This window comes from Leifsonia sp. 71-9, assembly GCF_001898805.1.
Classification (GTDB): Bacteria; Actinomycetota; Actinomycetes; order Actinomycetales; family Microbacteriaceae; genus Leifsonia.
This window is the reverse complement of record NZ_MKVJ01000006.1, coordinates 1-11,849: the sequence shown is the minus strand read 5'-3', so window position 1 is coordinate 11,849 and position 11,849 is coordinate 1. Positions and strand designations below refer to the sequence as shown.

General features: G+C 71.1%; 11 protein-coding genes. 8 read left to right on the top strand and 3 right to left on the bottom strand.

From position 1 onward, the window contains the following. From BGO91_RS04235 to BGO91_RS04220, 4 genes are all read left to right on the top strand, one after another. On the top strand, window positions 1-649 hold a 649-nt coding region (locus tag BGO91_RS04235; protein WP_290471628.1), incomplete at its 5' end, for a UDP-N-acetylglucosamine 2-epimerase. Between the two features lie 187 nt (window positions 650-836). Continuing rightward, on the top strand, window positions 837-1,940 hold the full coding sequence (locus BGO91_RS04230) for a hypothetical protein (protein WP_290471627.1): 1,104 nt from the start codon (window positions 837-839) through the stop codon (window positions 1,938-1,940). 171 nt (window positions 1,941-2,111) lie between these two features. Further along, window positions 2,112-3,293 (top strand): hypothetical protein, encoded by a 1,182-nt coding sequence (locus BGO91_RS04225; RefSeq protein ID WP_290471626.1) that lies wholly within the window; start codon window positions 2,112-2,114, stop codon window positions 3,291-3,293. Next, window positions 3,290-4,336 (top strand): glycosyltransferase family A protein, encoded by a 1,047-nt coding sequence (locus BGO91_RS04220; protein WP_290471625.1) that lies wholly within the window; start codon window positions 3,290-3,292, stop codon window positions 4,334-4,336. The genes BGO91_RS04225 and BGO91_RS04220 overlap by 4 nt, the downstream gene beginning before the upstream one ends. Here BGO91_RS04220 and BGO91_RS04215 read toward each other — a convergent pair. The 3 genes from BGO91_RS04215 to manA are packed head-to-tail and all read right to left on the bottom strand — an operon-like array spanning window position 4,323 to window position 8,150. Beyond that, the gene (locus BGO91_RS04215) at window positions 4,323-5,618 is read right to left on the bottom strand and encodes an exopolysaccharide production protein (protein ID WP_290471624.1); all 1,296 of its coding nucleotides are present in this window, start codon (window positions 5,616-5,618) and stop codon (window positions 4,323-4,325) included. The two genes, BGO91_RS04220 and BGO91_RS04215, sit on opposite strands and share 14 nt — an antisense overlap. Before the next feature lie 10 nt (window positions 5,619-5,628). Beyond that, the gene (locus BGO91_RS04210) at window positions 5,629-6,960 is read right to left on the bottom strand and encodes an O-antigen ligase (RefSeq protein ID WP_290471623.1); all 1,332 of its coding nucleotides are present in this window, start codon (window positions 6,958-6,960) and stop codon (window positions 5,629-5,631) included. A gap of 32 nt (window positions 6,961-6,992) precedes the next feature. After that, window positions 6,993-8,150: a mannose-6-phosphate isomerase, class I gene (gene manA, locus BGO91_RS04205; RefSeq protein ID WP_290471622.1), complete on the bottom strand. Its 1,158-nt coding sequence runs from the start codon at window positions 8,148-8,150 to the stop codon at window positions 6,993-6,995. A 125-nt stretch (window positions 8,151-8,275) separates the two neighbouring features. Here manA and BGO91_RS04200 point away from each other — a divergent pair, with 125 nt between their 5' ends. The 4 genes from BGO91_RS04200 to BGO91_RS04185 form a co-directional block, all read left to right on the top strand. Next, window positions 8,276-9,454: an acyl-CoA dehydrogenase family protein gene (locus tag BGO91_RS04200; protein WP_290471621.1), complete on the top strand. Its 1,179-nt coding sequence runs from the start codon at window positions 8,276-8,278 to the stop codon at window positions 9,452-9,454. A gap of 57 nt (window positions 9,455-9,511) precedes the next feature. Then, on the top strand, window positions 9,512-10,474 hold the full coding sequence (galE, locus tag BGO91_RS04195; RefSeq protein ID WP_290471620.1) for a UDP-glucose 4-epimerase GalE: 963 nt from the start codon (window positions 9,512-9,514) through the stop codon (window positions 10,472-10,474). A 187-nt stretch (window positions 10,475-10,661) separates the two neighbouring features. Next, complete coding sequence (locus tag BGO91_RS04190) at window positions 10,662-10,988, top strand: WhiB family transcriptional regulator (RefSeq protein ID WP_290471619.1); 327 nt, start codon at window positions 10,662-10,664, stop codon at window positions 10,986-10,988. 71 nt (window positions 10,989-11,059) lie between these two features. Then, window positions 11,060-11,849 (top strand): glycosyltransferase family 2 protein (locus BGO91_RS04185; RefSeq protein WP_290471618.1); only part of this gene is annotated, 790 nt, incomplete at its 3' end.

The window sequence follows — 11,849 nt, the reverse complement described above, 5'->3', positions numbered from 1 at the left end:
GGAGGAGCTGGACCGCCGGATCGTCGGCACCATGGCGACCGTGCACTACACGCCCTCCGAAGAGGCCACGCACAACCTCCACAAGCGCGACAACGTCGTCTTCACCTACGGCAACACGGCGCTCGACGCCGTCCTGGACCACGGCGAGCAGGCGGGCGACGAGGACGAGGCGTTCGGCGTCGCGCTGCTCCACCGCTTCGAGTTCATCTCCAACCCGCAGCTGGTCGACGACACGATCGCGGCGCTGCAGCAGAGCCCGGTCCCGCTGCGGCTGATCGTCGACGTCTACAACAGGGAGACGCTCGAGAAGTCCCTGGCCAAGTCCGGCGGCGACCGCATCACGATCATCCCGAAGCTCAGCCACGACGCCTTCGTCGAGCTGCTCAAGCGGGCCTCGTTCGTCGTCACCGACTCCGGCGGCATCCAGGCGGAGAGCGCGCTGCTCGGCCTCCCGACGCTCATCCACCGCAAGACCACGGAGCAGGGCGAGGGGATCGGCCGCAACATCGTGCTCTCGGAATGGGACCTCGGCCGGCTCCGCTCCTTCCTCACCGACTACGAATCGATGCGCCACGCGCTCGACCGGCCGGAGTACTCGCCGTCCGACATCATCGTCGCCGATCTGATCAGCAGGGGATACGCCGATTAGCGGGGAACCGGCCGCCGCCCCGCGGCGCGAGCCGGGACTCGTCGCCCGGCACGGGAAGGCCCTCATCGAGATCGCGTTCGTCAGCGGTCTCGGCATCCTGGCGACCACGGCCTTCCAGATCATCACGATCCGCGGCCTCGGCCCGGCGGCCTACAGCCTGCTGGCGGCCGCTCTGGCGCTCATCAACGTGGCCGCGATCGGCAGCTCCGCGCTCCGCAACTCCGTCGCGGTGACCACGGCGGAGTCGCTCAGCGCGCCGCCCGTCCTGCGGGAGGCCGGCTCCCGCCGTCTCGACGGATCGCTGATCGAGGCCCTGGTGCTCGGCGGCATCGGCACGATCGGCGTCTTCCTCCTCTCCTCGACCCTGGCCGCGCCGGGGACGACCGGGGTCGCGATCGTGCTGCTCACGGCCGCGGCGATGATCCCCAACTTCCTGTTCGCCCGGGCGCAAGGCCGGCTGCAGGGCGCGGGCGACTCGCGCGCCGTGGTGTGGTGGTCGACCGGCGCGCAGGTCGCGCAGGCGCTGCTCGCGCTCGTGGCCGTGCTGCTCGGGGCCGACACGCTCGCGATCCTGGCCATCCTCGTGCTGACCGCGCTCGCCGGAGCGGTCGGTGCCGGCTGGCAGGCGCGCCGCGAGGCGACCCCGCCGCACACGCGGGCGTTCACCGTCAGCAGCACCGTGGTGCTCCTCCTCACGATCGGCTTCGCGTGGCTGACGAACGCCGACGTGGTGTTCGTGCGGGCGTCCGTCCCCGGCGAGGTCGCCGGAGCCTACGCCGCCGCCGCGGTGCTGATCAAGACGACACTGATCGTCCCCGCCACGTTCTCGCTGTACCTTTTGCCGCGGTTCGTGCGCAGCCGCGGCAACGCGGCGCTCACCAACCTGGGCGTCACCGTCATCCTCTCGGTCACGCTCCTGACGGGCCTCGTGATGTTCGGCCTCGTCTCGGTGGCCGGGCCGTGGATCGTCGGCCTCCTGTTCGGCTCCCACTACGTCCAGACCGCCCAGATCGTCGTCGGCTTCTCGATCGCGTGGCTCCCGTGGGCGCTGGCGCAGGGGATCCTGGTCCGCATCACGGCGGCGGCGTCGAAGGCCGGACTCGTCGTGTTCGTGCTCGCGACGGCGGCGCAGTTCCTGGTCTCCCGGTTCACGCTGCCGGACATCACCGCGTGGCTCACGGGCAACGGGCTCGTGGGACTGTTCGTGTTCGTGTCGCTGTACGCGATCCACTGGCGGCTCCTGCGCGCGAACCGCACCGCGCCGGCCGAGGATGCCGAGCCGTCCGTCTAGGCTGGTGATCCGCCGCCGCCGAGTCCCGGGAGTCATGTCATCACCAGCTACGAGCCGCTGAACGAGCCGCTGCCCGGCGACGACGGCACCCCTGCGGAGGACGGCACCTCCCGCAGCGCCGTCCCGCTCCTGCTCGGTGCGACCGTCGTCGCCGGCCTCGCCGGGTACATCGTGACGTGGCGGGTCTTCGTCGAGGCCGGTGCGGCCGGGTACGGGATCTTCTCGGTGTTCTGGTCGGCGCTCTTCCTGGTCGTCGGCGTCCTCTTCGGCGTGCAGCAGGAGGCCACCCGTGCGGTCGCGCAGACCGACGCGGAGAGCGTCCGCGCCGTCGTCGACGGGCGCCGCCGCGGGACCTCGCTCATCGTGTTCTCGCTCGTGCTCGCGGTGGTCGTCGTGGTCGTGGTGATCGCGACCTCGCCGCTGTGGGCCCCCGCGAGCCTCGGAGCGGACGACGCGGGGCTGGCCTGGTTCGTCGCGATCGGCGCCGGGTTCAACTGCCTCGTCGCCGCCGCCTCCGGTGTGATGGCCGGCGCGGGACTCTGGCGACAGCTGGCCGCGATCGTCGCGCTGGACGGGGTGCTCCGGGTGGTCCTCGTGCTGGCCGTGCTCGCCTCCGGCGGCTCCATCGTCGCGCTCGCGATCGCGGTGATCCTCCCGTTCCCGCTCGCGCTCGCGGCGGTGCTCGCCTCGGCGCCGCGCGCGATCCTGAGCCGCGCCCGGGTCGCCGACGGGATGGGCGCGCTCGCGGCGAACACCGGGCGCACCATGCTCGCCGCGTCGGCGACGGCGGTGCTCATCAACGGGTTCCCGCTCGTGCTCTCCTTCTTCACGACGTCGGCCGCGCACGCCGGACTCGGTTCGCTCGTGCTCGCGGTCACGCTCACCAGGGCGCCGATCCTCGTCCCGCTCACGGCGCTCTCCAGCTTCCTCGTCAACCGCTTCTCGCACCATCCCGAGCGGGTCGGGCGCACACTGGTGCTCATCATCGGCGGCCTCGCCGCCTTCGCGGCGGTGCTCTGCCTGTGCGCCCTCCTCTTCGGCGTGCCGGTGATGCGCTTCGTGTTCGGCGCGGAGTTCGACCTCGACGCGGGCTCGCTCAGCGCCCTCGTGGGCTCGGCCGCCCTGATCGGCGCCCTGAGCGTCACGGGGTCCGCCGTGCTGGCCCGTGGTCGTCACGGGTGGTACGCGGCGGGCTGGGTGACCGCGTCCCTGATCACGCTCGCCCTGCTCTTCGTCCCGCTGCCGCTGGCGCCCCGGGCCGCCCTGGCCCTGGCGGCCGGTCCGGCGATCGGGCTGATCGTCCACCTGGCCGCTCTGCGCCGCCGTCCCGTCGCCCTGGAGGGAAACCCGTGAGCTCCGAGACCGATCCGGTCCCCGGCATCAGCATCGTCATCGCCTCGTACGACTCGGCGCCGTGGCTGCCGAGCACGATCGGCTCCATCGTCACCGCCCTCGAGCGCTCCACCCTCTCGGCGGAGATCGTGGTCGTCGACGACGGTTCGACGGACGACACCCCCGCCGTGCTCGCGGAGATCGCTGCGACCGCGCCCGTGCCGGTCCGCGTCGTGACGCAGGAGAACCAGGGCCGCTTCCGCGCCCGCTGGGAAGGGGCGCAGGCGGCCCGCTCGCGACGGCTCTTCCTGTTCGACTCCCGCCTGCTCCTCGACGCGGACGCCTTCCGCCACCTCGAGGAGCTCGACCCGCAGCTCCCCGCGGACCAGGCCTGGAACGGGCACGTGCCGACCGATCCGGCCGCCCCGCTCGTCGGCCGGTTCTGGGAGGTCCCGACGCACCTGTTCTGGGGAGGCTACCTGGCGCACCCCGCGGTGACGGAGATCACGCCGGAGAACTTCGACCGCGTGCCGAAGGGCACCGGCTGCCTCGTGATCGACAAGGACCTCTTCGTCGAGGCCTGCCTGGCGATCTGGCCGGAGGACAACGCCGCCCTCGTCTCCGACGACACGAAGCTGCTGCGCTACGTCGTCGAGCGCCGCACGCTGCGCCTCGACCCCGGCTTCCGGGCGCTCTACCGGCCGCGCGTCACCGTCCCCGGCTTCCTGCACCACGCGTACGACCGCGGGACGCTCTTCGTCGACAGCTACGCGGGCACCGGCGCCGTGCGCAACATCGCGCTCGTCGGCCTCGTCGTCGCTCCTCCCGTCGCCGTGGTCGTCTTCGTCCTCGCCCTGGTGTTCGGCGTCTCCTGGCTCGCCTGGCTCATCCCGGCGCTCGTCGTGCTCGGCCTGGTCGCGCCCGCCGTCGCCGCGTCGTTCCGCGCCGCGCCCGGTCGTGCCGTGCTGTCCTACCTCGTCTACGTCGCGCCGTTCGGCTTCTCGTTCTGGAGCGGTCTCGTGCGCGGTCTGCGCGTGCACCGGAGCGCGTTCAGACGTCGGTAGGGGTGCGCCTCGGCAGCCGCAACCGCCAGCTCATCCCCTGCGACGCCTTGACCGTGCAGACGATCAGCAGCATCCATCCGGCCTCGACGAGGATCGAGCTCTCGAAGACGCTCGTCACCAGCAGCGAGACCAGCACCAGCGGCGCCCAGGCGTAGACGACGCTGCGCCGGTTGGAGGCCAGGAGCCACGACCGCACGAACGCGAGCCCGATGAGCGCGACGAACAGCAGGAGGCCGATGATGCCGACCTGCAGGTACACGTCGAGGTAGGCGTTCAGGCCGTCGGAGTGGTACACGCCGGTCGCGGCCTGGATGGCGGTGAACGGGTATAGGTCGGTGGGCCAGGCCCCCGCCCAGCCCCAGCCCACGCTCTGCTGCACCGGGATCAGCTGCCAGATCTGGATCCAGAGCTGGTAGCGCACCTGGAAGTCCGCGCGGGCGTTGAGGAGGTCGATGACGCGGGTGCGGTAGACGTACGCGATCACCAGGGCCGCGACCGTGAGGATCGCGAGCCCCCACTGCACGAAGGTCCTCTGGTGCACCGGGACCTTGCGCATCAGGTACAGCGCGAGCGTCGCGAGTCCGACGACGAGCGAGACCGCGGCGATGACGGGGGAGTGGGCGAGCAGGATACAGAGCACCGCCAGCGTGATCGAGTACGCGGCCCGCGGCGGCCGCACCGATCGGGTCCGCAGCTCGACGAGGAACGTGACGAAGGCGATCAGCGCGACGATGCTCAGCTGGTTGCGCGTGCCGAAGAGTCCCTGGATCGGACCGCCCGAGGCGATGTTGCCCTGGATGCCGAGGAAGGTGATCGGGAGGTCGAGCAGCAGTCCGCTCAGCACCTCGAGCGCCAGCGAGACCGTCAGCAGGAAGCGCAGGGCGTCGCCGACCACCCGGACGATCTGGATGGCGTCCCGCACGAGCGCGATGTAGACCGCGACGAACGCGAAGAGCAGCTGGTAGATGACCCCGGCCAGGGTCGCCCACTGGTACTGGCTCCAGAGCAGCGAGAGCGCGCACCAGCCGACGAAGAGCAGGGCCGACACCGGGAGCAGGCCGTGCCATTCGATCAGGCGCCACTGGGCCGCGAAGGAGAGCGCGGCGAGCACCGCGAGCACGGCCAGCGCTCCGATGAGACCCGGCCAGCCGATCAGCGCGCGGATGGAGTGGGTCGAGAAGGCGACGCCGACCGCCAGCAGGGCGAGGGCGGAGTTGAAGCGCGCCGAACCCAGGAACTCGGTCACCGCGGCGGGGACCCGTGGGCTGCGCGGTTCGGCCATACCTGGAATCCTACGGTGCGGCTTGTTTCGTCTTCACCGCGAGCACGACGAGGAGCGTCCATCCCGCCTCGATCAGGATGCGGCTCTCGGCGAGCGACTGGGCGAGCAGGGCGGCCAGGAGGAGCAGCGGGAGCAGGGCGTACGCCGTGTAGGGGAGCCGGTCGGCCACGTCGACGCGCGGCCGGTCGACGGCGAAGAACCACGAGCGCCACAGCGTGCTGACGATCAGCAGGGCGAAGATCACCAGCCCGACGATGCCGACCTGGAGCCAGACGTCCAGCCACGCATTGTGGGCCTGCAGGTAGACGACGCCGTTGCGCTCGGCGAGGTCGTGGAACGGCGAGACCCAGGGCGCCCAGTAGCTCACCCAGCCCCATCCGAACACCGGGCGCTCCTGCGCGAGGCCGATCACCTTGTTCCAGATGTCGAGGCGGCCGGTCAGGTCCTCGCTCTTGCCGAGGAGGGCCGGGAGGCGCGAGGCGAAGACGGAGACGAGCACGACGACCGCGACGACCGTGACGGCGGCCGTCAGATAGACGGGTCTGCGCCGATCGGGGCCCGCGCGGCGCGTCCAGAGGGCGAAGCCGAGGACGACGGCGGTGACCAGCGTCGCGACGATCACGGTCGACGACCGGGTGAGCGCGAGCGTGAGCGCGGCGACGACGAGCCACGCGATCACCACTCCCCGCCGGGGAGCGCGGTCCGCCAGCTGGATGCCGAAGACGATCAGGGCGAGCAGCGCGACCATCGCGAGGAGGTTGCTGTTGCCCAGGATGCCCTGGATGGGGCCGCCGTGGAAGAGCAGGTCGCGGCTCCAATAGAACGCCGACGGCAGCTTCCCCGCGGGCACCGGCTGGATCGGCGTGAGCGGCAGGACGGGGTGCCGCACGACGATCGCGACCACCAGCTCGAAGACCAGCGACAGCCCGAGCACCCACTTGAACGCGTTGCTCAGCGCGGCGACCAGCCCCTGCCAGCTGAGGCAGAGCGCGAGGAACACCGCGCCGCCGGTCGTCGCGAGCTGGGCGAGCACGCCCAGGGCGCTCGCGCCGGGATACGCCGACCAGGCGATCGAGACCACCGCGAGCAGCAGGAAGAGCACGAGCGTCTTGGGCACCTTGCGCCAGCGGAACGCCGGCCGGAGCCGGATAAGGAACACCACGCTGCCGGCGGCGAGCAGGGCGGCGAGAACGAAGTAGCCGGGCCAGCTGATCAGGTTGCGCCAGAAGTCGCCGGCGAACAGCGTGAAGAGCAGCAGCGAGGCGAAGACGGAGGCGGCCGTCCCCGTGGTCGCCCGCGCGGCGCGGACGCGCGCGTCGAGCGGCGGGGAAGCGGTGGTCATCCGGGCAGGATAGCCGACGCGGGAGCGCGCGTTCACCGGTTGGGGGTCGCGACGAAGAGCGTGCCGTCGCCCGAGACGGTGATCGTCCCCTCGTCGGCGGTCACCACGGCGGCCTCGCCCCTGGCGAGCCGGAGCGAGCCGGAGGCTCCGTTCAGCTCCACCGCGCCGGCCGTGCACAGGGCGATCGCGGTGCCGGGCAGCTCCACCGGAGCCGAGGCGACGTCGCCGCCGACGACCACGTGGTCGAGGGCGAAGTCGGGGACGTCGGGCCGGAAGACCTCCACGCCCGCCGCCGGGCGCTCCGGCGCCAGCGGGGTCGCGACGATCGGCGAGAAGTCGAGCACGCGCACCAGCTCGGGGACATCGATCCGCTTGGGCGTCAGTCCTCCGCGGAGCACGTTGTCGGAGGCGGCCATGAGCTCGATCCCGAGGCCGTCCAGGTAGGCGTGGATGTTGCCGGCGGGCAGGTAGAGCACCTCGCCCGGCCGCAGCGTCGCCCGGTTGAGGAGCAGCGCGAGGACGATCCCCGGGTCGCCGGGGAAGGCCGCGGACAGCATCCGCACCGTGTCGGCATCGCGGTCGTCGCGATCCTGCGCTGCGGCGACCACCGCCTCCACCAGCTCCGCCACCGCGGGCTCCCCGCCGAGCAGCCACTCGGTGGCCCGGCGGAGGACGTCGCCGGGTTCCCCGTCGAGGGTCTCCGCGAACGCGGAGATCCGCTGATCGCCCGAGGCGGTCGCGAGCTCGTCCAGCACCGAGCGGCTGACGGAGGGGTCGCGGAAGCCGCAGAGGGCCTCGAAGGGGTCGGAGAGGGCGAAGATCAGCTCGGGCTTGTGGAACGGATCCTTGTAGTTGCGCTCGGGGGAGTCGGCGGCGAGCCCGAGCGCGTTCTCGCGCTCGAAACCCGCCCTGGCCTGCTCGGACGACGGATGCGCCTGCAGCGACAGCGGCCCGGCCGCCGCGAGCACCTTGAGCAGGTACGGCAGGTGGGCCGTCTCCGGCCACGCGGCGAGGTCGGCGGCCCCCGCGGTCTGCCCGGGGTCGAGGATGCGCGCCGGGGAGCCGGCGTGGGCGCCGAGCCAGAGCTCGGCCTCCGGCTCACCGCTCGGGGTGGTGCCCAGCAGTCCGGCGATCGCGGTGCGCGATCCCCAGGCGTAGTCCCGCGGCGTGTTGCCGATGCGCACAAACATCCGTCGTGTTCCCTTCGATCCGGTTAGATCAAACTACCAATGGCTTTGTGCGGCGCGCCGACCGTCCCTAGGCTGGCGCTGGCCGCGCGGCGGCCCGCAGATCCCCTGGACGCACTGGAGCAGACATGGCCTTCGAGACACTCGCGAGCGACTTCTACGGCTTCGAGGACCTCCTCGGTGAGCGCGAGAAGGAGTTCCTCACGAACCTCCGCTCGGAGCTCGAGACGAAGATCAAGCCCATCGTCAACGAGTACTGGGAGCGCGCGGAGTTCCCGCACCAGATCGTGGAGGTGCTGCACGGCACCGGGACGGTCGGCCTCGGCTTCCCGGAGACCGCGGCGTTCGAGAACTCGGCCGTGTTCCGCGGCTGGGTGGCGCTCGAGCTGGCGCGCGTCGACGCGTCGGTCAGCACCTACGTCGGCGTGCAGAACGGCCTGGCGCTCGGCGCCGTCGGCGTCTGCGGATCGGACGAGCAGCGCGCCGAGTGGCTGCCGAAGCTCGCGACCGGCGAGGTCATCGGCGCCTTCGGGCTGACCGAGCCGACCTCCGGCTCCGACTCCGCCCAGGGGCTGCGCACCGTCGCCACCCGCGACGGCGACAACTGGATCCTCAACGGTTCGAAGCGCTGGATCGGCAACGCGACCTTCAGCGACATCACGATCATCTGGGCCAAGAGCGCCGAGGACGGCCAGGTCAAGGGCTTCATCGTCCCGACCTCCACCCCGGGCTACACGGCGACGAAGATCGAGGGCAAGCAGTCGTTGCGCATGGTGCAGAACGCCGACATCACCCTCGAGAACGTGGTCGTCCCCGAGTCTTTGCGCCTGCAGAACGCCAACAGCTTCCGTGACACGGCCGCCGTGCTGCGCCTGACCCGGGCCGAGGTCGCGTGGGCCGCCGTCGGCGTCGCGATCGGTGCATACGAGGCCGCCTTGAAGTATTCGCAGGAGCGCGTCCAGTTCGGCAAGCCGATCGCGAAGCACCAGCTCATCCAGGACCTCCTGGTGAAGTCGATCGGCAACATCACCGCCTCCATCGCGCTGTGCACGCGCGTCTCGCAGATGCTCGACGACGACCAGCAGCGCGACGAGCACTCGGCGCTCGCCAAGGCGTTCGCGACCGCACGCATGCGGGAGACCGTCGCGTGGTGCCGCGAGATCCTGGGCGGCAACGGCATCGTGATCGAGTACGACGTCGCCCGCTTCTTCGCCGACGCGGAGGCGCTCTACTCCTACGAAGGCACGCGCGAGATGAACACGCTCATCGTGGGCCGCGCCATCACCGGTGAGGCGGCGTTCGTCTGATCCGCCCGCGATAGGGTTCTCCTGCACTCGATCGGCGAGCAGAGCAGGAGGACCCCCGTGGCGTGGTTGGTGACCGGAGGAGCAGGCTACATCGGCTCGCACGTGGTGCGGGCGTTCCGCGACGAGGACATCGACGTCGTGGTGGTGGACGACCTCTCCAGCGGCCATGAGGACTTCGTCCCAGCCGGCGTCCCGTTCTACCGCGGGACCATCCTCGACGGGGCGCTCCTCGAGCAGGTCTTCTCCGAGAACGAGATCAGCGGCGTCGTCCACGTCGCCGGCTACAAGTACGCCGGCGTCTCGGTGCAGCGGCCGCTGCACACCTACGAGCAGAACGTGACGGCGACCGCCGTGCTGCTCGCGGCGATGCAGGAGGCCGACGTCGACGCGATCGTCTTCTCGTCCTCGGCCGCCGTGTACGGCACGCCGGACGTCGACATCGTCACCGAGACGACGCCCAAGAGCCCCGAGTCGCCCTACGGCGAGTCCAAGCTCATCGGCGAGTGGCTGCTCCGCGACCAGGGCGTCGCGGCCGGACTGCGCCACACCGCGCTCCGCTACTTCAACGTGGTCGGCTCGGGCGACCCGTCGCTGCGCGACACCAGCCCGCACAACCTCTTCCCGCTCGTCTTCGACGCGCTCGTCGACGGACGCACGCCGCGGATCAACGGCACCGACTACCCGACGCCCGACGGCACCTGCGTGCGCGACTACATCCACGTCGCCGATCTGGCCGTCTCGCACGTGGCGGCCGCCAAGCGGCTGGACGCGGGGGAGTCGATCGAGCCGGTCTACAACCTCGGCAGCGGCGACGGCGTGAGCGTCGGCGAGATCATGTCGACGGTGGCCGACGTCACGGGGATCGCCTTCACCCCAGAAGTGGGGCCTCGACGCCCGGGCGATCCGGCGAGGATCGTTGCGTCCGGAGAGCTCGCCGCGCGCGATCTCGACTGGAAGATGCGCCACACCCTCGACCAGATGGTCCGCAGCGCCTGGGAAGCGCGCCAAGCGGCGTCCTGAAACCGCCTTCCCGGGGGTAGAACGTTCGGGCGTGTCGCGATTGTTGTCGACCGTCGGCGCGTCGTGAAGTCTCGACCACGGCTTAAGGCTTTACGATTCGCGACTTGACGGACGCGAATGACAACGGTGTAATTATTGGGACACGTCTTTTGCGTGTCCCAGTAGTTGATGGGGTGGGGAGACCGATATGACAGTTCCTGAATATCGTTCTGGGGTACCCGACGACTGGTTCATCGATCCGGTCCGGCTCGGAGTTCCGGGCGTCCGGTCGAATGTCGACGAGACCGAAGACAATCCGCTCGCGTGGCAGACCGACGCGCTCTGCGCCCAGACGGACCCGGAGGCGTTCTTCCCCGAGAAGGGCGGATCGACCCGCGACGCCAAGCGCATCTGCACCTCGTGCGAGGTGCGCTCCCAGTGCCTCGAGTACGCCCTCGCCAACGACGAGCGGTTCGGGATCTGGGGCGGCCTGTCCGAGCGCGAGCGCCGCAAGCTCCGCAAGCGCGCCGGCTGAAGCCACGTCGAATCCACGCCGCGCCCGACGCACTACCGGGATCGGCGTGACCCCAACTTAGGCTGACTCCGATGTATCCGAGAGTCACCGCCATCGTCGTCGCCCACAGCGGCGGCCCCCGCCTGCAGCGCACTCTCGACGCGATCGCGGCGCAGACCCGCCAGCCGGACGCCGTGATCGCCGTCGACTGCGCGAGCACGGACGACGCCGCGCGCCTGCTCGCGGACGCCCGTCCCACCCACCTCCTCCGCAGCGGGGAGAAGCTCCCCTTCGGCTCGGCGGTCTCGACCGCTGTGCGCGTCCTGCCGCCCACTTCCTCGTCCGACGAGCTGCTCTGGCTGCTCGCCCAGGACACCGCCCCGGAGCCGGAGGCCCTCCAGGCTCTGCTCGGCGCTCTCGAAGTCTCGCCCTCCGTCGCGGTCGTCGGCCCGAAGCTGGTCGACGCCGAGGACGCCGCGTTCATCCGTGAGTTCGGCGAGGCGATGACCCCGTTCGGCGCCTCGCTGCCGCTGGTCGAGAACGAGCTCGACCAGGCCCAGCATGACGGACTGAGCGACGTGCTCGCCGTGTCGTCTGCGGGCATGCTCGTGCGCCAGCCCGTCTGGGAGGCCCTCGACGGGTTCGACCCGGCCCTCCCGACCATCGATGACGGCCTCGACTTCTGCACACGGGCACGCCTCGCCGGCTACCGGGTGACCTTGGTCGCCCAGGCCCGCGTGGCGGTGGGCGGCGACGGGCTCGCCGGCCCCAACCTGTCGCGCAAGTGGTCGGTCCGTCGCAAGCTCGCGGGGGAGCGGCGACGGGCGCAGCTCCACCGCCGCATGGCATACGCGCCGGGCTGGGCGGTCGTCCCGCACTGGT